The 21,912-nt window shown below is 64.6% G+C and carries 18 protein-coding genes; 16 read left to right on the forward strand and 2 right to left on the reverse strand.

The features are described from left to right. Nucleotides 1-19 precede the first annotated feature (19 nt). The 15 genes from IWY39_RS00315 to IWY39_RS00385 all read left to right on the forward strand — a co-directional run bounded on the left by IWY39_RS00315 (nt 20) and on the right by IWY39_RS00385 (nt 17,844). The gene (locus tag IWY39_RS00315) at nt 20-1,507 is read left to right on the forward strand and encodes an XrtA/PEP-CTERM system-associated ATPase (RefSeq protein ID WP_107123605.1); all 1,488 of its coding nucleotides are present in this window, start codon (nt 20-22) and stop codon (nt 1,505-1,507) included. Nucleotides 1,508-1,551: 44 nt separating this feature from the next. Then, nucleotides 1,552-2,400, forward strand: coding sequence for an XrtA system polysaccharide deacetylase (locus IWY39_RS00320; protein ID WP_026149817.1), 849 nt, complete (start codon nt 1,552-1,554; stop codon nt 2,398-2,400). Beyond that, on the forward strand, nt 2,397-3,467 hold the full coding sequence (locus tag IWY39_RS00325) for a FemAB family XrtA/PEP-CTERM system-associated protein (protein ID WP_107123604.1): 1,071 nt from the start codon (nt 2,397-2,399) through the stop codon (nt 3,465-3,467). The genes IWY39_RS00320 and IWY39_RS00325 overlap by 4 nt, the downstream gene beginning before the upstream one ends. A 66-nt stretch (nt 3,468-3,533) precedes the next feature. Continuing rightward, entirely contained in the window at nt 3,534-4,607 is a 1,074-nt protein-coding gene (locus IWY39_RS00330; protein ID WP_107123603.1) for a FemAB family XrtA/PEP-CTERM system-associated protein, read from the forward strand. After that, nucleotides 4,604-5,827 carry a TIGR03087 family PEP-CTERM/XrtA system glycosyltransferase gene (locus IWY39_RS00335; protein ID WP_107123602.1) on the forward strand — a complete coding sequence of 408 codons (1,224 nt, stop codon included), beginning with the start codon at nt 4,604-4,606 and terminating at the stop codon, nt 5,825-5,827. The genes IWY39_RS00330 and IWY39_RS00335 overlap by 4 nt, the downstream gene beginning before the upstream one ends. Then, complete coding sequence (gene xrtA / locus IWY39_RS00340) at nt 5,824-7,359, forward strand: exosortase A (RefSeq protein WP_107123601.1); 1,536 nt, start codon at nt 5,824-5,826, stop codon at nt 7,357-7,359. Before IWY39_RS00335 ends, xrtA begins: the two co-directional genes overlap by 4 nt. 10 nt (nt 7,360-7,369) lie before the next feature. Next, nucleotides 7,370-9,265 (forward strand): XrtA/PEP-CTERM system amidotransferase, encoded by a 1,896-nt coding sequence (locus tag IWY39_RS00345; RefSeq protein WP_107123600.1) that lies wholly within the window; start codon nt 7,370-7,372, stop codon nt 9,263-9,265. Next, a complete protein-coding gene (locus IWY39_RS00350; protein WP_107123599.1) occupies nt 9,262-9,561 on the forward strand; it encodes a hypothetical protein in 300 nt (99 codons plus the stop codon). The genes IWY39_RS00345 and IWY39_RS00350 overlap by 4 nt, the downstream gene beginning before the upstream one ends. 81 nt (nt 9,562-9,642) lie before the next feature. After that, the gene (locus IWY39_RS00355) at nt 9,643-10,974 is read left to right on the forward strand and encodes a sugar transferase (protein WP_181316586.1); all 1,332 of its coding nucleotides are present in this window, start codon (nt 9,643-9,645) and stop codon (nt 10,972-10,974) included. A gap of 2 nt (nt 10,975-10,976) precedes the next feature. Continuing rightward, nucleotides 10,977-12,104 (forward strand): glycosyltransferase family 2 protein, encoded by a 1,128-nt coding sequence (locus IWY39_RS00360; RefSeq protein ID WP_107123598.1) that lies wholly within the window; start codon nt 10,977-10,979, stop codon nt 12,102-12,104. Nucleotides 12,105-12,166: 62 nt separating this feature from the next. Beyond that, nucleotides 12,167-12,919, forward strand: coding sequence for a class I SAM-dependent methyltransferase (locus IWY39_RS00365; RefSeq protein WP_107123597.1), 753 nt, complete (start codon nt 12,167-12,169; stop codon nt 12,917-12,919). A 14-nt stretch (nt 12,920-12,933) separates the two neighbouring features. After that, the gene (locus IWY39_RS00370; RefSeq protein WP_107123758.1) at nt 12,934-14,214 is read left to right on the forward strand and encodes a hypothetical protein; all 1,281 of its coding nucleotides are present in this window, start codon (nt 12,934-12,936) and stop codon (nt 14,212-14,214) included. Then, nucleotides 14,211-15,356, forward strand: a complete 1,146-nt coding sequence (locus tag IWY39_RS00375; RefSeq protein ID WP_107123596.1) for a glycosyltransferase family 4 protein — start codon at nt 14,211-14,213, stop codon at nt 15,354-15,356. The genes IWY39_RS00370 and IWY39_RS00375 overlap by 4 nt, the downstream gene beginning before the upstream one ends. Then, the gene (locus IWY39_RS00380) at nt 15,353-16,099 is read left to right on the forward strand and encodes an FkbM family methyltransferase (protein ID WP_107123595.1); all 747 of its coding nucleotides are present in this window, start codon (nt 15,353-15,355) and stop codon (nt 16,097-16,099) included. Before IWY39_RS00375 ends, IWY39_RS00380 begins: the two co-directional genes overlap by 4 nt. 2 nt (nt 16,100-16,101) lie before the next feature. Then, on the forward strand, nt 16,102-17,844 hold the full coding sequence (locus IWY39_RS00385; RefSeq protein ID WP_107123594.1) for an MFS transporter: 1,743 nt from the start codon (nt 16,102-16,104) through the stop codon (nt 17,842-17,844). A gap of 6 nt (nt 17,845-17,850) precedes the next feature. On the opposite strand, the gene IWY39_RS00390 is transcribed toward IWY39_RS00385, so the two are convergent. Together IWY39_RS00390 and IWY39_RS00395 are read right to left on the reverse strand one after the other, a co-directional pair. Further along, nucleotides 17,851-19,572, reverse strand: a complete 1,722-nt coding sequence (locus IWY39_RS00390; protein WP_107123593.1) for an amidohydrolase — start codon at nt 19,570-19,572, stop codon at nt 17,851-17,853. 14 nt (nt 19,573-19,586) lie between these two features. Beyond that, on the reverse strand, nt 19,587-20,456 hold the full coding sequence (locus tag IWY39_RS00395; RefSeq protein ID WP_107123757.1) for an NAD(P)-dependent oxidoreductase: 870 nt from the start codon (nt 20,454-20,456) through the stop codon (nt 19,587-19,589). Nucleotides 20,457-20,552: 96 nt separating this feature from the next. On the opposite strand from IWY39_RS00395, the gene IWY39_RS00400 reads away from it, so the two are divergent. Beyond that, nucleotides 20,553-21,800 (forward strand): threonine ammonia-lyase, encoded by a 1,248-nt coding sequence (locus tag IWY39_RS00400; protein ID WP_017182542.1) that lies wholly within the window; start codon nt 20,553-20,555, stop codon nt 21,798-21,800. Nucleotides 21,801-21,912 lie beyond the last annotated feature (112 nt).

Raw genomic sequence — 21,912 nt, forward strand, 5'->3', positions numbered from 1 at the left:
GGTCGGTTGGAGAATTTTGATGTACGATCAATATTATGGATTGCAGAGCCGCCCGTTCCAGCTGACGCCGGACCCGCATTATTATTTTGAAAGCGCCACCCATCGCAAGGCCTTGTCCTATCTGGGCTATGGCTTGGCGCAGGGCGAAGGCTTCATCGTCATTACCGGCGACATCGGCGCGGGCAAGACGACGCTGGTCGGCCATCTGATGCAGACGATCGACCCCGCGCGGTTGACCGCGGTCAAGATCGTGTCGACCCAGGTGGGCGGCGATGACATGCTGCGCCTCGCCGCGCAGAGCTTCGGTCTGGCGACCGTTGGCTTGTCCAAGGCCGTGACGCTGCAAAAGGTCGAAGCCTTCCTCCATGGCCAGGCGCGCGCCGGACGGCGCACGCTGCTGATCGTGGACGAGGCGCAGAACCTGCCTGTGTCCGCGATCGAGGAATTGCGGATGCTGTCCAATTTTCAGCTTGGCGGACAATCGCTGCTCCAGATTTTTCTGCTGGGCCAGCCCGAATTTCGCGACCTGCTCAAATCGCCCCAGCTTGAGCAATTGCGCCAGCGCGTCATTGCCACCCATCATCTCGAACCGATGATGGCCAAAGAGGTCGAGCCTTACATCATCCATCGCCTGACGGTCGCGGGATGGGTGGGCAACCCGACATTCACCCCCGCCGCGTTCGACGCGCTCTACGCTGCGACGGGTGGCGTGCCGCGTCGCCTGAACGCTTTGGTCAGCCGCGTGCTGCTGATGGGCGCGATCGACCAGTTGCGCGAGATTGACGCGGATGTGGTGCAGGCTGTCGTGGCCGATATGGGGCTGGACGTCGATGTCGCACCCGAACCGGTCGCGCCGTCGCCGCTCGATAGCGTTGCGGAGGTCGAGGAGGCACCCGCCGCTGAGATCGCAGATGAAGCCGACAACGAGGTTGTCGCCGGGCAGGAAGAGGCGGAAGCTACCGCGCCTGCGCCTTTCGCGGCACCCTTTGCCGCGCCGCAGGTCGACGAGTCGCCGGTGGCAGAGGCGTCTCCGGACGCTGAAATCGGCGAACCCTTCTACACGGCATTCGATGCTGTCGAGGAGCCGGTCGAAGCTTGGGACGCGCAGGAAGCGGAGGAGGAGCCAGAGATGATGGAACCAGAGATGGTGGAATCGGCGACCTTCGAACAGTCACAGCCTGAACAGATCGAGCCGCAACCTGTCGCCACGATCGACGCGGATCAGGTCGACGCCCTGCGCCACGACATGCTGGCCGAGATTGAAGCGCTGCGCGCGGAAATTTCCTCGCTGCGGGCAGTGCAGGCCCATGTGCCTTTCACGCCGGCACAGACAGTCGATCCCGAAGCGCTCAAGGATTGCTTCACCCTGATCGAGGAGCGGTTGCAATCGCTGGAATTTCGCGCCGAGGAACAGGACACGGCACTGCGCCGCGTGCTGACCCTGCTGGTCGATTGGGTCGAGCGGGAAGAACGAATGGCGGCGCCGCGCGACAGCGCTGCTGCCTGACACATGGCTTGCCCCATGCGGGCAGCCCGGCCAAGGTGCGCCATATGATACAGAACGCCCTGTCCGTCGATGTCGAGGACTGGTTTCAGGTCGGCGCGTTCGAGCGCACGATCCGGCGCGCCGACTGGGACGGCCTGACTCACCGCGTCGAGCGCAATACCGATGCGGTGCTGGACCTGTTCGCGCAAGCGGGTGTGACGGGCACCTTCTTCACGCTTGGCTGGGTCGCCGAACGCTATCCCGCATTGATGCGCCGCATTGCCGACGCGGGGCATGAGGTCGCCAGCCACGGCTATGATCATGCGCGGGTGTTCACCTTCACGCCCGATCAGTTCCGTGCCGACCTGCGCAAATCGCGCGCGATCTTGGAGGATGCCAGCGGGCAGGCGGTCACCGGCTATCGCGCGCCCAGCTTCTCCATCGACCCGCGCACGCCATGGGCGCATACCATATTGGCGGAGGAGGGCTATCGCTATTCCTCCAGCGTCGCACCGATCCGGCACGATCATTATGGCTGGCCCGATTCGCCGCGCTTTGCATGGAAGCCGGTGACCGGGTCCGATCTGGTCGAGCTGCCCGTGACGACCGCGAAGCTTGGCAAGCGGACGCTGGCGGCGGGGGGCGGGGGCTTTTTCCGGCTGCTGCCCTATCAATTTTCCCGCTGGGCGATCCGGCAGGTCAATGAGCAAGCGGGGCGGCCCGCGATCATCTATTTCCATCCATGGGAGATCGATCCCGGCCAGCCGCGCCGCACCGACGCGCCTCTGCGCTCACGGCTGCGCCATTATACCAACCTGTCGGTCATGGCGGCCAAGCTGCGCCGCCTGACCCGCGATTTCGCCTGGACACGGGTGGATGCGCTGGCTGACGCGCAGGCGGCGCTCGCGCCATGATGCTGGGTAATGGCGCTGACCTGGCCGTCATCCTGATGGACCTGAATGATCCGGCGCAGGCGCGCGCGGTCGATGCCTTCGTGCTCGCGCATGCCGACGGATTGCCTTTCCATCGTCCCGCCTGGCTGCACGCGATCGAGCGGGCGACCGGCAATCGCGCACTCTTGCTGGCAGCGGTCGGGCCGTCGGGCCGGATCAGGGGCATCCTGCCTCTGCATCATGTGCGCAGCCGCCTGTTCGGCGCCGCGCTCGTGTCCACGGCTTTCGCGGTCGGTGGCGGCATATTGGCGGAGGATGATCGCGCCATTGCCGTGCTGGCGGCGGCGGCGGAGGGGCTGGCGGGCGAACGCGGCGGCCTGTCGCTGGAACTGCGCGGCGGTCCCGCGCCCGGCGACAATTGGCAAAGGCTGGATGGAGCGCATGTCGGTTTCGTGCGTCCGCTGGCCGTGGACGATGATGCGGAACTCCTCGCCGTCCCGCGCAAGCATCGCGCGGAACTGCGCAAGGCGCTCGCCAATCCGGCGCTCAGCGTAGAGATCGGTCGCGATGCGCGCCATTTGCGGGACCATTATAACATTTACGCCACGAGCGTCCGCAACCTTGGCACGCCGGTTTTCCCGCGACGCCTGTTCCGCGCCGTGCTGGACCAGTTTGGCGCGGATGCCGATATTCTGATCGTTCGGGAAGGCGACCGACCCGTTTCCGCAGTGCTGACGCTTTACCATCAGGGCCGGGTCATGCCCTATTGGGGCGGTGGCCTTGCCGATGCACGGCGGCTGCGCTCCAATGAACTCATGTACTATCGCCTGATGACCCATGGCCGTGCGCGCGGCATGACGCTGTTCGACTTCGGCCGGTCGAAGGCGGGCAGCGGACAGGCGGCGTGGAAAAAGAGTTTCGGCTTTGATCCCTTGCCCCTCGTCTATCACGCCTGGTCGGAGGACGGCGCGCAGCGCGACATCGATCCGGGCAGCGCCCGCTATCAGCGCCGCGTAGCGCTCTGGAAAAAACTGCCGCTACCGATCGCCAATTTCATCGGCCCGTTCATTTCGCGCGGACTGGGTTGAAACGGATACGAAATGTTCAGCCTCCACGCGTAGATCGTTGGCGGGGCGACAATAGGAACAACGTCGATGAATATGATGAGCGGACTGACAGTCATCGTCGAGCAGGCGCGTCTCACGGATGCAGCCTGCGTCGCCGAACTGGACGCATGGGTCTGCGCGCATCCCGATTCGACGCCCTTTCAACGCCCCGCCTGGATCATGGGCGTAGAGGCCGGGACGGGCCAGAAAGCGAAGATGCTGGTGGCGCGCCGGGCGGGCGGCGACATTGTCGGCGTGCTGCCGCTCACCTATATCCGTTCCGCCCTGTTTGGTCGTGCGCTGGTCGGCAGTGGCTTTGCGGTCGATGGCGGACTGCTGACCACGCATCGCAAGGCTGGCCCCGCGCTCGCCGACGCGGCCTGGACGCTGGCGGAACAACTGGGCTGTTCCACGCTGGAACTGCGTGGGGGCGAAGCGCCCGATGGCGCGGTGTGGCAGGAAAAGGCTGACGCCTATCTGGGCTTCTCCCGACCGCTGGCCGCCGATGACGAAGCGGAGTTGAAGGCCGTGCCCAAGCGTCATCGCGCCGAAATCCGCAAAGGGCTGGGCAACGACCTGACCTTTGAATGTGGCCGGGACAAAAGGCTGCGCGACATTCATTACCGCCTCTATGCGCACAGCGTGCATAATCTGGGCACGCCGGTATTTCCCCGTGGGCTGTTCGACGCCATGCTCGACCATATGGGGAGGGATGCCGACATCGCGATCGTATCGAAGGACGGCAAGCCGCTGTCGGCGGTGATCAGCCTCTATCATCACGGCGCCTGCATGCCCTATTGGCATGGCGCGGCGGAGGGCGCACGGGCGATGCGCTCCAACGAAGTCCTCTATTTCCTGCTGATGCGGCAATCGCGCGAACGTGGACTGACGACATTTGATTTCGGCCGATCAAAGGTCGGCACTGGCCCGGCGGCCTGGAAAAAGACCTGGGGCTTTGCCGGTGAACCGCTCGGCTATTATCTGCGCACGGCGCCCGGCAAGGAGACGCGCGATGTCAATCCGCTCTCGCCGCAATATCGGCGCAAGGTGGAGCTTTGGAAGAAGCTGCCCGAAGCGATCGCGACCTTGATCGGCCCGCACATTGCGCGGGGGCTGGGATGACCGGCGACATATTGTTCCTGTGTCACCGTATCCCGTTCCCGCCCGATCGCGGCGACAAGATCCGCTCCTATCATTTGCTTCAGCGTCTGGCCCAGATTGCGCCGGTCCATGTCGGCTGCTTTGGCGATGACGATCGCGACATGGACTATGCGGGCGATCTGGCGCAGCTGGCCGCCAGCCAGTGCCTGCTGCGGCGCGATCGGTCGAAAGTCGTGGCCGGGCTGACCGGCCTCGCCAAAGGCCAGTCGTTGCTGGTCTCCCTGTTCGACCATCCCGGCCTGCATCAATGGGTGGCACAGACATTGGCGCAGCGGCCGATCGCGGCGGTGGTCGCCTATTCGGCGCAAATGGCGCATTTCGTGCCCCAACTTGCGCCCCAGATCCGTTTTCTGATGGATTTCGTGGACTTTGATTCGGCCAAATATGCCGCCTATGGCGCGGAAGGCACTGGCCCCATGGCCTGGATCAACCGGCGCGAGGGGCGGGTGCTGCTCGATTTCGAACGCGCCATAGCCGCTCGCGCCGACGCCTGCTCCTTCGTCAGCGAAGCAGAAGCCGCGCTGTTCCGCACCGCGTCCGGGCTGGGACCAGACCGTATCGTGGCACTCGAAAATGGCGTGGCGCTCGATTATTTCGATCCCGCCGCCGCCTTTTCCGCCATTGACCATGGCACTGGCCCGCTGCTCGTCTTTACAGGGCAGATGGATTATCGCCCCAATATCGAGGCGGTGGAAAGTTTCGCGCGACAGACCTTGCCTGCCATCCAGACCGTCCACCCGCAGGCGCGCTTTGCCATTGTCGGGCGTAACCCGACCAAAGCGGTCGAAGCGCTGGCTGATCGGCCCGGCGTGATCGTCACCGGCGGCGTGCCTGATGTGCGCGGCTGGCTGGCAGCGGCCGATATTGTCGTCGCCCCGCTGCGGATCGCGCGCGGCATCCAGAACAAGGTGCTGGAAGCCATGGCGATGGCCCGGCCCGTCGTGGCCTCGCCACAGGCTGCGGAGGGGATCGACGCAGCCGATGACAGCGAATTTCTGGTTGCCGCCAACCCGGCTGAAGAGGCCGCGAAGGTCATCGCCCTGCTTGCCGACCCCGCCCGCGCCGCCCGGATCGGTCTGGCTGGCCGCGCCCGGATGGAGGCGCGCTACCGCTGGTCGGCAACACTTGCCGGATTGCCCGATCTGCTGTTCGGCCACGACGCGGGGTCGCAGGCGGCATGAGCGTTCGGGCGCTTTCGCTTGGCCGGGTGCCGCTGATCGACCGGACCGGATGGCGCGGCCATCTGACCGCGCTGGGCATCGTTGCCTCTGCCATATTGGCGCTGTTCCATGCCGATCTCTGGTCGATGGTCACCATCTGGTGGACGGCCTCCACCTTTGGCCATTGCCTTTTCATCCCTTTGCTCGTCGCCTGGCTGGTGCAGCAACGCCTGCCCGGCCTGCGCCAACTGGAGCCGGTGGCATGGCCGCCGGGGCTGGTCTGGCTGGCGCTGGGAGCGCTGGCCTGGCTGGTTGGCGCGGCGGCTGGCGTGGCGATGGTTCGCCATGGCGCGCTCGTCATGATGTTGCAGGGCGTGACGATCGCGCTACTCGGCCCGGCGGTCGCGCGCGCGCTCATCTTCCCGCTCTTCTATGCCTTCTTCATGGTCCCCTTTGGTGAGGAGATCGTTCCGCCGCTTCAGCTGGTGACGGCCCGCCTTGCCATGTTCTTCCTCGACCTGTCGGGGGTGCCTGCCCATATGGAGGGCATCTTCATCACGACGCCGACAGGCTATTTCGAGGTGGCCGAGGCCTGCTCCGGGGCAAAATTCCTGATCGCGATGACGGCCTATGGCGTGCTGGTGTGCAATGTCTGCTTCCGCACATGGCCGCGCCGCATCATCTTCATGACCGGCGCGCTGGGCCTGTCGGTGCTGGCCAATGGCGTGCGCGCCTTCGCCACCATCCTCGTCGCCCATCTGACCAGCGTGGACGCGGCGGTCGGTTTCGACCATGTGGTCTATGGCTGGATATTCTTCGCGATCATCATGATCGTCGTGATGGCCACCGCCTGGCCCTTTTTCGATCGCAAGCCGGGCGATCCATGGTTCGATCCGGCGCAGTTGCAGGGGGCGGTGCGGCATCGGACGTCGGCTGGCACAGTGGCCGGCATCGCCCTGGTGCTGATTATCGCTGCGCCGCTCTGGCTCGCCGCGACCGCCGCCACCGCCGATCCGCTGCCCTCGCGCATCGATCTGCCGCTGGTCGATGGCTGGACCCGCACCGCTTCGGCCCAAAGCTATCCCTGGACACCCCGCTTCGACGGTGCGGATCATCGCGTCACTGGCCATTATCGCAATGGCAAGGGGCAGGTCGTCGACCTGACCATCATTGCCTATGCCCGGCAGGATGAAGGCCGCGAACTGGTCGGCTTTGGTCAGGGCGCGGCGGACCCGGACAGTCAATGGGTCTGGTCCTCACCCGCCCGCGCGCCCGCCAATGCGCGTGGCGAACAGATCACGGCGCCCGGCCCTGTGGTCCGTCATGTCGTGAGCTTCTATGTCGTGGGGGCAGGAAACCCCACGGGCAGCCGCCCTGCGGTCAAGATCGAAACGATGAAAGCGCGCCTGTTGGGACAGGATCAGCGCGCCGTCGCCATCCTCATTTCCGCGCAAGAGGGCGAAGGCGAGTCCGCCGACGCTGCCATCAATGCTTTCCTGGGCGATATGGGTGATGTGAAGCTTTTGGCTGACCGCGCGATGGGCTTGCGCTAGGGCGGTCACCATGTGCGGCATAGCAGGTATCTTTCATCTCGAAACGGCCAAGCCGGTCGATCCCGCGCGCGTGCGCGCCATGCTCGACGCGATGCCGCATCGCGGGCCGGACGGCAGCGGCATCTGGACCGCGCCGGGCGTGGGCCTCGGCCATCTGCGCCTGTCGATCATCGACCTGGAGGCCGGTGCGCAGCCCATGCTGACCGAGGACGAAAGCCTGGCGGTCATATTCAACGGTGAAATCTACAATTTCGGCGAAGTCCGCGCGGAACTGGAGGCCAAGGGCCACATCTTCCGCACCCATAGCGACACCGAAGTCATCCTCCACGGCTATCGCCAATGGGGCGAGGACTGCGTCCACCGCTTCAACGGCATGTTCGCCTTCGCCCTGTTCGATGCGCGGGCGCAATCGCTCTGGCTGGTGCGCGACCGGCTGGGGGTCAAGCCGCTCCATTATGCCCTGCTGTCCGACGGCAGCCTGATCTTCGGATCGGAACTGAAAAGCCTGCTCGCCCATCCCTTGCTGCGCCGCGCGCCGGATCTGAGCGCGGTCGAGGATTATATGGCCTATGGCTATGTCCCCGACGACGCCTGCATGGTCGCGGGCGTGCGCAAGCTGGGTGCGGGCGAAACGCTGCGGCTGGTGCGCGGTCGCCCTTTGCCCCAGCCCCAACGCTATTGGGACGTCAGCTTCGCCGATCGGACCAAGGCGAAACCGCAGGAACTGGAGGAAGAACTGGTCGCCCTGATGCGGCAGGCCGTCCGGTCCCGCATGGTCGCGGACGTGCCGCTGGGCGCCTTCCTGTCAGGCGGGGTGGACAGCAGCAGCGTGGTCGCGCTGATGGCGGAAGCTTCGTCCCAAGCGGTCAAGACCTGCACCATCGGTTTCGATGTCGCCTCGCTCGACGAAACCGCCTTTGCCGATCGCATAGCTCGCCGCTTTGCGACCGACCATCGCACCCGTATCGTGTCGCCAGACGACTATGGCCTGATCGACCGGCTTGCCTTCCATTTCGACGAACCCTTTGCCGACGCCTCCGCCTTGCCGACTTTCCGGGTCTGCGAACTGGCGCGGGAACAGGTCATAGTGGCGCTGTCGGGCGATGGCGCGGACGAAGCATTCGCGGGCTATCGCCGCCATCGCTTCCAGATGCAGGGGGAGCGGATACGCGGCCTCATCCCGGCCTCAGTCCGTCAGCCCCTGTTCGGCGCGCTCGGCAAATATTATCCCAAGGCGGACTGGGCGCCGCGCGCGCTGCGGGCCAAATCGACCTTCCTTGAACTGGCGGGGGAGGGCGGGGCTGCCTATGCCGCGTCGGTCGGGGTAACGCCGCATGCGCTGCGCCACCGGCTCTACGATCAGGACATGAAAAGCCGTTTGGGCGCCTATCGCGCCGAAGATCGCTACATCAAGGCAATGGCCGAAGCGCCCGCGCGCGATCCGCTTGACCGCGCCCAATATGCCGACATCCGCATCTGGCTGCCCGGCGACATCCTCACCAAGACCGACCGGATGAGCATGGCCGTCAGCCTGGAGGCACGCGAGCCATTGCTCGACCATCGCCTCGTCGAATTTGCCGCGCGCCTGCCGGTCAATCAGCGGATCAGGGGCAATAGCGGCAAATATCTGCTGAAAAAGGCGATGGAACCCTATTTGCCGCAGGACATACTCTATCGCCAGAAAATGGGCTTCGTCACCCCCATCAGCGCCTGGTTCCGCGGCGCGCTTGCGGGCGAGGCGACGGCGATCGCAGGCGGATCGTCGCTGGCGCGCACGGGATGGTTCGATCCCAAGGCTTTGGCCAAAATCGCGGCGGACCATAAATCCGGCATGGCCGATCATGGCCGGCTGCTGTGGCAATTGCTGATGCTCGACAAGTCGCTGGAACGGCTGTTCGGGATATGAGCAACGCGTTGCGCAATTCGCTGGGGTTCTGCGTAATGTTAGTCGCACCTTGGTTGATCTGGCTGGCGTTTGCGCATTTTGTTCGACCTTGGTGGCATGGAGAAGTTGCGACTCTGATCACTGCTTCGCTTTCGGTCGCCTTAGGAATGAGCGGATTCTGGCTCCTCGGATCGCCATTCGTGCGCTGGCACGAGAAGTATTTGCTAGCGCTACTGGCAACTTACGCAGTGTTGACCGTAATGGCTCAACCTTTCATTGGCCTGTTGTCTGTATGCACGACCGGCGATTGCATCTAGCGCCCCTTGCAACCGCTCGCGCCCGGTGCCAACGGGGCACATGGCGATAAGCAGGGCGCATCAGTGACAGTCTCCAAGGAAATGGTCCGGCTGCGGCTCTATGCCCTGAGCCTGGCTGGCGACATGGCAGGGCTGGTGTGCGCGTTTCTGGCGGCCAACTGGTTCGTGCTGGGCGCGCTGTGGGGGGAACCGGGCAAGCCCCACGGCCTCGTCATGTTCGCGATGATCGCGCCGCTCTATGCGCTGCTTGGCGTGCAGGGCGGCGGCTATGGCATCCACAGCCTGGAAAATGTCCGGCGCGGCATTTCGCGCGCGCTGCTGGCGCTGGCGCAGGCGGCCTTGCTGATGCTGCTGATCGTCTATCTGGGCAAGATCGCCGAACAGCTTTCGCGCCTGACCTTCATTGTTGGGCTGGGATTGGGCGCAATAGCGGTCGTGCTGGTGCGGCTTCTGGTCGTGCGACTTGCCAGGCGCCTGCTGGGCGAAGTACCGCACCTGACCGCCGTCATCATGGACGGCGTCGCTGTGGAAACCGGCCCCCACATGCTGATCATCGAAGCGGCCGCCGCCGATCTGCGCCCCGAACGGCATGACGCCGACATGGCGGCGCGGCTGGCGCAGGCGGTCGGCATGGCCGAACGGGTCATCGTCGCCTGTCCGCTCGACCGGATGGATGGATGGTCTGCCGCGCTCAAATCCCTGTCGGCGCGCGGCGAAATCATCGTGCCCGAACTGCTCCGCTTCGCGCCTGCGCGGGTCGATGAATTTGACGGCCAGCCGACCATCATCGTCGCGGGCGGCCCGCTCCAGTTCCGCGATCGCCTGATCAAGCGCCTGTTTGATCTCATCGTCGCGGGCGCGGCGGCGATCATCCTGTCGCCAATTCTCATTGTCGCTGCGCTGGCGGTGAAGCTGACCAGCCCCGGCCCCGTCATCTTCCGCCAGCCGCGCATCGGCAAGGACGGGCGGTCCTTCCAGATCTACAAATTTCGCTCGATGCGCGCCGAGGCGAGCGACAGCAGGGCGGAGACTTTGACCGCGCGCGACGATGACCGGGTCACCCGCGTCGGCGCCTTCCTGCGCAAATCCAGCATCGATGAACTCCCTCAGCTTTTCAACGTATTGAACGGCGATATGAGCATTGTCGGCCCGCGTCCTCACGCCGCAGCGGCGAAGGCAGGCGATACGCTCTATTGGGAAGTCGATGCCCGCTACTGGGCGCGCCATTGCATCAAGCCGGGCATGACTGGTCTCGCACAGGTGCGCGGCCATCGCGGATCGACCGATCATCATCAGGATCTGATCGACCGGCTGCAATCGGACCTTGAATATGTCACCGCCTGGTCGGTCTGGCGCGACCTGCGGATCATCGTCGCGACGCTGGGCGTGCTTTTCCATCACAAGGCCTATTGAGCATGACCGACCTCTGGCTGGGCGCGCTCCTTCTCGTCTCGCTGGTCGCGGTGCTGTGGCCGTTCCTCTTCTATCCGCTCGTCTTGCGCGCATTGCCGACAAAGCCCGAACGGCCCATCGCGGCGCCGACGCCCAGCGCCTCGCTGCTGTTCTGCGCCTATAACGAGGCGGATGCGATGCCCGAAAAGCTCGCCAATCTGGCCATGCTCAAACGCCAGCATCCCAGCCTGGAACTACTGGCCTTCGATGACGGATCGTCCGACGGCACGGGCGATCTGATCGCGGCGCAGGGCGATCTCGTCACGCTGATCCGTGGCCCCGGTCGCAGCGGCAAGGCCCATGGCATGAAGCAACTCGCGGCGCGCGCGCGCGGCGACATATTGATCTTCACCGACGCCAATGTCCTGCTCGATCCCGAAGCGATCGACAATCTGCTCGCCCGCTATGCTGACCCGGATATTGGCGGCGTGCTGGGGTCGCTCCATTATGTTGGCCAGGATGAAAGTGCGACCGCATCAGTCGGCTCGCTCTACTGGCGGATCGAGGAGCGGTTGAAGGACGAGGAATCGCGCACCGGCAATGTGCTGGGCGCGGACGGCTCGATTTTCTCGATCCGCCGCAACCTCTATCCCGATTTCCCCGACAGCGTGCTCGACGACCTCACCGTCTCCATGGCGGTGGTGTTCGCGGGGAAACGGTTGGTGAAGGCAAAGGATGTGATCGCGCGCGAACGGCTGGTCACGGCTCGCAAGGACGAATATCGGCGCAAGGTACGCATCGCTGCGCGCGCCTGGCACACGCACAGCCATCTTCGCCCGCAATTGTGCCGCATGGCCGCGATCGACCGCTTCAAATATGCCTCGCGCAAGATTGTCCGCTGGTTCGGCGGGCTGTTCATCCTGACCGGCGCGGTCGCGGCGGGCACATTGGCGCTGCGCATATCGCCGATGCTCTATCTGATCGGCGCGCTGTTCGTCGCCTTGGTCATCTGGCGCGGCATCCGTGCCCGAAGCGGCCCCTTCGCCGCACTGGTCGACGTGCTGATCGCCTATGCCGCGACCCTGCAAGGCGTGGCCAAGGCGATGACCGGCCGCACCGTCACCATCTGGAATCCGGCCAAGTCGCGCTGACCCTCTCGTCAAAGCCGTGCGATCTTGTATAGCGCCAATGCTGTTCCCCATCGGAGAATGACGTGATTACTGTTCAGCGGGTGGCCAAGGCTGTCGGCAAGCATCTGACCCGAACCGCGCTGAAACTGCGCAAGGCGCTGGGCGCGCGGGCTAACCGCGGCTGTCCGGCCTGTGGCGCGACGGTCGTCGGTTTCTTTCGCTATGGCGACAATGGCGAATGGGGGTGCCCGGAATGCGGCGCATCGCCGCGCGAACGGCTGATGAACTGGCTGATGGCCCAGGGGACGCTGATGGTGCCGACCGACGGCGCGATCCTGCACATGGCGCCAAATGAAGCCAGCCTTGTCCGCCGCTTTGCCGCCGCTGCCGACTATATCCCTGCTGATCTGGACCCGTCGCGCTACACTGTGCCGAACATGCACCGCGTCGACCTGATGGAACTTGCCGATACCGATCGCTACGACCTGTTCTACGCCAGCCATGTGATGGAGCATGTGCCTGACGACATGGCCGTGCTGCGTAACATTTTGCGCGCGCTGAAACCCGGCGGTGAAGCCTGGCTGATCGTGCCTTTGTGGGAAAAGCCGACCGAGGATGGCAGCTTCGCCATGCCCCCGCGCGAGCGGGAGCGCCGCTTTGGCCAGTGGGACCATGTCCGGCAATATGGGCCGGATTTTGCCGATCGCATCCGTGCGGCGGGTTTCGATCTGGAGGAAATCGACGCTGCCAGCATCGACGTCGCGACCCGCCATTTCTATGCGCTGGACGACCGGCTGTTTCGCGCCCGCAAACCCGGCGGGGCTGCCTCGCGGTGAGCAGCCTCGCGCGGATGGAGGCGTCCGCCCGTATCCTCGCGCTGGCGAAGCTTGCCAATGTCGGCCTGATCCTCATCTGGGGTTTTGCCGTCACCTTCGTGTTCGTGCGCGCACTGCCGCTGGCAGAATTCCAGTCCTTCCTGCTGCTCGTCGCCTTCGGCAATTTCACCATTTCGGCCGAATTCGGGCTGACCAGCATCATCTACGCCCGACTGCGACGCCACTGGCTGGGCGGCAGTGAAGGCGACATAGGCGCGTTCCGCCTGGAGGAAATGGGGGTGCTGTTCCTGTTCCTTGGCCTGATCGTCGCGGGCGGTACGATCATCCTGCTCGTCGCGCTGGCGGCGGGATGGATCGGCACGGCCATGCCCTTGCTGTTCATCCTCTTTTTCCTGTCCGCCTGCCTCAACCTGCCGGGCTTGCTGGCCAAGCGGGCGCTGGCGGCGGTGGACGGCAATTTCCTGTGGGAAGCGCTCGATTGCGGGCGGCGGGTCGTTACCATCGCGCTGCTGCTGTCGATCCTGGCCGGGCTGGACCCGCGCCTGTCGCTTGCCCTGCAACTCCTGGTCAGCCTCCTCGTCATCGGCTGGGCCATCGCCCATGTTCACCATCGCCTTGGCATGCGGCCGCGCCACTGGATCGCCTTCCGAGTGGGCGGTGGCCATGTCCGCACTCATTATTTGCGCGACATAGGGGCGTCGGCGGCTTTCACCATTTCCGACATCATCGCCTATAACGCCCCCTATTTCACGATTGCGCTGGCGACCGGCGACGCCCGGCCGATGCTGCTGTTCGATTTCTTCTTCAAGATGTCGAGGTCACTGTCGATGTTGGTCCGCGCCTTGGTGGAAGCCGCGCTCCCTCGCATCACCCGCGCCTATCATGCGGGCGACGTGGTACGGCTGCGCCAGTTGCTTGGCCGGGCGCTGGGGGCGGCGACGGTCTTCGCCCTGGCGCTGTCCGCCCTGCTGCTGGCCGCTGGCGACCGGCTGTTCGCCATATTGTTTGACGGTCGCGCCAGCATCGATCGCGCCGATCTCATCCTGATCGTCGTCGCGCTCCTTGCTCTCGCGCTGCTGTGCGTGTCGGTCTATGTGCAGGGCGCGCTGGGCCGCTTTTCGCATTTGCTCGCCCGTTCGCTTCCCTTCCTCGCCGGGTCGCTGCTCAGCGTGCCGCTCGCCCACCTGCTCTGGCCGGATCGTTTCGATCTTGCCTTCCTTGGTCTCTATGCGCTGACGCTGCTGCTGGCCGCGGCCCTGCATGCTGTCTCGCTGCGCCGGTTGGTGCGGCGATGAAGGTCGCGATGCTTGATCCCTCGCTCTTTACTGGGCGCTATGACGACAGCCTCTGCGCGGCGTTGGCCGGGGCGGGGGCGGACGTGACCCTGCTTGCCCGCCCGATGCGCGCGACCGACGCGATCGACCCGCAGGGCTATCGCTATGTCCCGCATTTCTTCCGCCACAGTGAGGCGCTGCGCAACCTGATCGGCGAAGGCCGCCCCTTCCGCGTCGCCAAGGCGATGGAATATGCGCTGTCCTGCGCGCTCGGCGACATCGGGCCGCTTGCGCGCGCCGATGTCGTCCATGTCCAGTGGCTGCCGCTGGCGCCTGCCGACCGGCTGATGCTGCGCCGGTTGAAGGGCCGCGCCGCGCTGGTCCACACCGTCCACAATGCCGACGCCTATCATGCCGATGCCGGGGTGCAGGGCAGGGGCTATCGGGCGTTGCTCGATCAGTTCGACGCGCTGGTCGTCCATGGCGACACCACGCGCGCCGCGCTGGTGGGGCAGGGGATCGATCCCGCCCATATCCATGTAACGCCGCACCCGCCGATGCAGTTGATGACGGCCGCCGCCGCAGACCTTGCCTCCGTCCCCGATCCAGCCGTGCCGCGCATCCTCTTCTTCGGCACGATCCGTCCCTATAAGGGCGTCGATCTGCTGATCGATGCCTGCCTTCAGCAATGGCAGGCGGGCCACACCTTTGAACTTGTGCTGGCGGGCAAACCCTTCATGGATGTCGCGCCCTTGCTCCAGAAGGTCCGCGCCGCTGGCTTTGCCGATCGTCTGCTGACCGACTTCGGCTTCCTGACCGAAGGCCGGCTCGACGCGCATATGGTCAAGTCCGATGTCATCGCCTTCCCCTATCGCCATATCGATTCCAGCGGCGCGTTCCTGTCCGCGCTGCACCATGGCAAGGCGATGGTGACGTCGGACGCTGGCATGTTCGGCCAATTGCCCGAAGGCGTAGCGACCCGCTTTCCGGCGGGAAATGCATCGGCGCTCGCCCAAGCCCTCTTGCCGCTGGTACAAAGCGCCGCCATCAGGCAAAAACAGGGCGGCCAGGCGCGCGCCTATGGGACGATAATGGGGGACTGGAAGGACATGGCGGTGGCGACGATCGGCATCTACAACGCAGTGCTGGCCGCGCGCCCATGAACCGCTATGTTCGTGAGGCCGCCGATCGCCTGCTTGCGCTGCGCCTGGCGCTGGCCGGTCGCGTGCATCAATATCCCGAAATTCAGGCGTTGAAGCGCTTTCTGTCGGGGTTCAAGGTCGACTGCCTGTTCGACGTCGGCGCCAATCGCGGCCAATATGCGACGATGGCGCGCAAGGATGCGGGCTATCGCGGCCTGATCCTTTCCTTCGAGCCGAACCCGGCCGTGTTCGCCGAACTGCAAAGGCGCGCGGCTTCGGACCGCCACTGGCATGTGTTCAACATGGCGCTGTCGGATTTTGACGGCACCGCCGATTTCAACATCATGGCCGCCGATCAATTTTCCTCGCTCAAGGCGCCGTCCAGCGCACAGGACGATATTTTCGCGCACCGTAACAAGGTGACGCAGACAGTAGCGACGCCCTGTCGCCGCCTCGATACGCTGCTGCCGGAAATGCAGGCCCAACATGGTTTTTCCCGACCGTTCCTGAAAATGGATACGCAGGGCCATGACCTGTCGGTCTGCGAAGGGGCAGGCGCGGCACTGGCGCAGATGACGGGCGTGCAGACCGAACTGGGGGTGCGGCCCATTTACGAAGGCGGCACCGGCTATCGCGCGATGATCGAGTGGCTGGATGCGCGCGCCTTCATCCCTTCGGCCTTCTTCGCCAATAATAAGGGGCATTTCCCGCTACTGGTCGAAATGGACGGCATTTTCGTCAACCGGGCGCTGGTTCAGGATTGATCATGGAGTCGCCCGCGTCCTTTTTCAGCGCGCGTCGCCTGTTCCTGGCGGGGGCGATCGGCCTGACATTGTGGCTGGGTGCGACTTTCCTGTGGCACGTCACCTATCGTCAGGGGATCAGCCTGGCAGTCATCCTGTTTCTGGATCAGGATTTCCCCGCCCTGATCATGCCCTTGCTGCTGCTGGCGCTCGCCGCACCTTTTGCCGAAGGGCGCGGGATCATCCTGCCGCGACCCACCGCGCGGATCGTCGTGCCGCTGATCGTGCTGATGGGACTTGCGGCGTGGGCGGGCCATTACGCCCTGTTTCAGGATTACGCCATTTCCCGCGATGAGGAGGTCGCCCGTTTCGCCGCCGCCTATATGCGCGAAGGGCTGTTCGCCCGGCCGATCCCGATCGAATGGGAACCCTATCGCCGCGCGATCATGCCCGAATTCTTTTCCCCCTTCGGCGCGGCGGATTATTGGACGGCGGCCTATCTGCCGGTGAACAGCGCGATCCAGGCGCTATTCTGGCAATTGGGCGATCCCAACATGGCGGGCCCGGTATTGCTGATCACTGGCCTGTTCGCCCTCTGGCGCGTCGCGCTGCACCTGATGCCCGATCGGCCCGATGCGGTGTGGGTGACCGTCCTGCTGGGTTGTTCGTCCAGCCAGTTGTGGATCACGGCGATGACGCCCTATGCCATGACCGGGCATTTCGCGCTCAACATGGTGTGGCTGGCGCTGGTGCTGCGGGGCGGGGTGCTCGGCCATGTCAGCGCGGGTATCGTAGCGCTGGTCGCCGCCGGGCTGCACCAGTGGCATTTCCCGCCCATCTTCATCGCGCCGTTCATCCTGTGGATGCTGCTTGCTCGTCGCTGGACGGTGGCGGCCTTCCATGCGCTGACCCTTGTGGCGATCGTCATCGTCTGGGCCAAGATCTGGCCGGCCTTCCTGCTCGATATGCTCGGCGCGCCAGCGGACGTCCGTCCCTCCGCCGGCGTCGCGGACAAGGTTGGCAGCCTGTTCCAGCGGCTTGGCGACCGCTGGCAGCCGCTGGTCAATCTCAGCCGCTTCGTCGCCTGGAATAATATATTGATGGTGCCGCTGGCCGCGCTCGGCATCGCTGCAATGCGGTGGAAGCGGGCGATCAGGGGGCAGGAAATTGCGTTGCCGCTGGCGCTTGGCTGTCTAGCCGGATGCGCGCTGGCGCTGGCTCAGGGCTATGGCTGGGGCTTTCGCTATGCCCATGGCTATATCGGCCCCTTCTGCCTGCTGGCCGGGCTTGGCTGGGCGCGTTTCCGGCCGCGCGATGCGCTCAGGCCGCTGATCATCGGCCTTTTCATCACTGGCCTTGCCAGCATCTTTCTGGTCTGGCGCACCCATACATTCGTCGCGCCCTACGCCGCCAGCCATCGGCTGATCGATTCCAGCCAGGCCGATGTCGTGCTGGTCGATCCGCGTGGCGGCCTTTACGTCACGGATCTGGTGCGCGGCCGCAATGGCGTGCCGGGCAAGCCGATGGTCATGAATATGGGGATGCTGACGCTCGATCAGGTCGATGAGCTATGCCATAATTATGTCGTCGAACTGTTCGATCGCGCCGAATTCCGACCCCTGGGCGTGCCGCTGGCGCGGTGGAACCTGGGCCGCATGGACGCCCTGCGCGCGCATATGAAGGAAGAAGGCTGCGACAAGCCGGTTCAGCCGCCGCTGCCTGAAACATTCGAGGACGCGCTCCAGGCGGCCGACAACGCCATGTGAAGCGGGCTATTGCCCCTTCACATAGACCCGCTTGCCGCCAATCCATGTTTCCAGCACTTGCGTCGCGCGAATGTCGGCCGGGCGGGCGGTGGCAATGTCCCGATCAATCAGCAGGAAATCCGCCCGCTGCCCCGGCACCAGACTGCCAAAGCGTTTTTCCGCGAAACCGGCATAGGCGGCCTGGCGGGTGAAGCCGTCCAGTGCCGCCTCGAAACTTATCTTTTGCTGCGGCAACCATCCGCCGACCGGTTCACCCTTGGCATCCTCGCGGCTCATCGCGACGGCTATGCCGACGAAGGGATTGGGGCTTTCGACCGGCACGTCGGAGCCAAAGGCCAGCGGCACCCGGTTATCCAGCATTGCCTTCCACGCATAGGCACCCGCCAGTCGCGCCTCGCCCAGCCGCGCGGTCGCCATGCGCCAGTCGGACGCTTCATGCACGGGTTGCATCGATGCGATGATACCGAACTGCGCGAAGCGCGGCAGGTCGGACGGGCTGACAATCTGCGCATGTTCGATCCGCCAGCGCCGGTCGCCCTTATAGGTTTCCGACAATTCCTGGATCGCGTCCAATATCTCGCTGTTTGCCGCATCGCCGATGGCATGGGTGGCGATCTGGAAATTGTCCATCGCCGCGCGGCTCATGATGTTGCGCAGTTGCGTGTCGGGGATCATCGGCAGACCGCGTTGCCCCGGCGCGTCCGCATAGTCCGCCTTCAGCCACGCGCCGCGTGATCCCAGCGCCCCGTCCAGCACCAGCTTGATCCCGCCCAGCCGCAGCCGGTCATCATACAGCCATGGCGTCGGTTCCGGCCCGGCGATCAGGGTCATATTGCCGATGCCCGCCGCATAGGCCATGATCCGCACCCGCAATGCGCCCCGGTCGGCGGATCGGCGGAATGCCTGCCAATCCTCTATGCTCGTCCCCATGTCGGCAATGCCGGTGATCCCGGTCGCCAGCAACGCGCGTTGCGCCTTTTCAAAGGCGATGTCGCGGTCCTTGGGCGCAGGGGCGGGGACGACCTTTGCGATCAGGTCCATCGCCTTGTCCACGAACACGCCAGCAGGCTTGCCCGCCGCCATTTCGATCCGGCCCCCGACGGGCGCTTTTGTCGCCGCCGTTACGCCCGCCGCGCGGATCGCGGCGCTGTTGGCCCAGCCCGCATGGCCATCCACCCGCTCCAGCCATACCGGAATATCGCTGACCGCCGCGTCCAGATCCGCCGCCGTCGGGAATCGGCCCAGCCCCCATCGTTCCTGATTCCACCCCGTGCCGATGATCCATTTGCGGCCAGCGCCATCCTGCGCATAGGCTCTGATCTTGGCCTGCGCCTCCGCCAAAGACTTGGTATCTGACAGGTCCAGCGTGATGAGCGACAGGCCCAGCCCCATGACATGACCGTGCGCGTCGATCAGGCCGGGGATCAGCGTCTTGCCCCCCGCATCCATCCGGAAGGACAGCCCCTTGGGCCGTTCGGGCCAGGGTTGGCCCTTTTTGGGCTTTTTGGGCTTATATTCCGGCTCCTGATAGCGATCAGGCAGCAATTTTTCGACCTTGCCGTCATCGTCGATCAGCAGCGCGCGAAAATGTACGATCTTGCCATTGGGATCGACCGCCATGCCGTTGACGTTATCGATGACCCCGGACGCGAAGGCAGGAAGGGTGGTGGCGGCCAGAGCCGCGATCGTCAAGCAACCAGCGCGGGCCAATGCAGCAGCGCGAACCATATGAATGTCAGCCTTCACGCCCGCGTGATCCTTCGCACCAGCGCGCTCGTGTCCTGCCGGCTGCCGCCCAGCGCCTGCACGTCTGCGTAAAATTGATCGACCATCGCCGTCACCGGCAGGGTGGCGCCGTTCGCCCGCGCCTCTTCCAGTGCCAGCCCCAGATCCTTGCGCATCCAATCGACTGCGAAGCCGAAATCGAAACTGTCCTGCGCCATCGTTTTCCAGCGATTGTCCATTTGCCAGCTCTGCGCCGCGCCGCCGGAGATCGCTTCGAACACCGCGTCCAGATCCAGTTCCGCCGCCTGCGCAAAGCGCAGCGCTTCGGCCAGCCCTTGCAACACGCCGCCGATGCAGATCTGATTCACCATTTTGGTCGTCTGGCCAGCCCCCGCGCCGCCGACATGGACGATCCGCGCGGCATAGGCGTTCATCACGATCTTCGCGGCGGTGACTGCCGGTTCGCTGCCGCCGCACATGATCGACAGTCGGCCATTTTCCGCGCCTGCCTGACCGCCCGATACCGGCGCGTCGACGCTGTGGATGCCCCGGCTTTCGCCTTCGACGAACAATTGCCGCGCGATTCGGGCCGATACCGTCGTATGGTCGATGAACAGCCCGCCCGGCTTCATCGTGCGAAATGCGCCTTCGCGCCCCAGCGTCACTTGGGCCAGATCGTCGTCATTACCCACGCAACTGATGACGATGTCCGCTTCCTCGGCCGCCTTGGCCGGGCTGATCGCCACCGTGCCGCCATAGGCTTCCGCCCAGCTTTTCGCCTTGCCGATGGAACGGTTATAGACGGTGAGGTTATGCTCCGCCTTTGCCAGATGGCCTGCGATCGGGCCGCCCATGACGCCCAGGCCGATAAACGCGATATTAGCCATATGCCCCGTATATTTAGTGCGCCAGACCAAGCCATAGGGCCAGTTTTCCGACAGTGCCAGTTTCTTCACGCGCAATTTTCCGCTAGGGGGCGGGCCATGAACAGCTTAGCGAAGATAGAGAGCGCCTTGCCGCTGCCGATCACCGTCGATGACATTCTTGCCGCGCGGACCCGGATTGCCGGTTCGATCGTCAAGACGCCGACGCTGATCAGCCAGACTCTGTCGACGATGCTGGGCTGCAAGGTCTATCTGAAGTTTGAAAATCTTCAATTCACCGCAGCTTATAAGGAACGCGGCGCACTCAACCGTCTGTTGCAGTTGGACGACGCGGCCAAGGCCAAGGGTGTCATAGCCGCGTCGGCGGGCAATCATGCGCAGGGGCTGGCCTATCATGGCAAGCGGCTGGGCGTGCCTGTCACCATCGTCATGCCCACGACGACGCCCACGGTGAAGGTTACCCAGACCCAGGGTCATGGCGCGACCGTGGTGCAATATGGCGAAAAGTTCGATGACGCCTATGCCCATGCGCGGCTGCTGGAGGTGGAGCAGGGGTTGACCTTCATCCATCCCTTTGACGAGCCGGACATCATGGCGGGGCAGGGGACGGTCGCGCTCGAAATGCTGGAGGATGCGCCGGAGATCGATACGCTGATCATTCCGATCGGCGGCGGCGGGCTGTTTTCCGGCATGGCGACTGCCGCACGGGCGATGAAGCCGGATATAAGGCTGGTCGGCGTGCAGGCCGAACTTTATCCGTCCATGTATGATTTCATCAAGGGCGCGGACCTTGCCTGTGACGGTGACACGCTGGCGGAAGGCATTGCGGTCAAGCAGCCGGGCGAATTGACGCGCCGCTTTGTAGAACGGTTGGCGGACGATGTGCTGCTGGTTGACGAACGGCGGCTGGAGGAGGCGCTGAGCCTCTTGCTCCAGATTGAAAAGACCGTGGTGGAAGGGGCAGGGGCGGCGGGCCTTGCCGCGCTGCTGACCTATCGCGACCAATTTGTCGGCCGCAATGTCGGGCTGATCCTGACCGGCGGCAATATCGATACCCGACTGCTGGCCAATGTTCTGCTGCGCGACCTGGCCCGGTCGGGCCGTCTGGCGCGGTTGCGGATCATTCTGCAGGACCGGCCGGGCGCGCTGTTCCATGTGGCCAAGATTTTCGATCAGGAAGCGGTCAACATATTGGAACTGGCGCATCAGCGTATTTTCACGAACCTGCCGGCCAAAGGACTAAGCCTGGACGTGGAATGCGAGACGCGCGATCGCGCCCATCTCCAGCGGCTCATCGCGGCACTGGGCGAGGCGGGTTACGAGGTTGCGCCGATCGAGGTTGCGTGACGCGCGAACGATCTCTTAACATTTCGTGGTAAACGCTCTTTTCATAGGCGCGTCGCAACGGCATAGTCGCGGCATGATCCACCCGCGCCGCCGCCACGAAGGGGATATTGGA

It is taken from the genome of Sphingobium sp. JAI105 (genome assembly GCF_015752145.1).
Taxonomy (GTDB): Bacteria; Pseudomonadota; Alphaproteobacteria; order Sphingomonadales; family Sphingomonadaceae; genus Sphingobium; species Sphingobium xenophagum.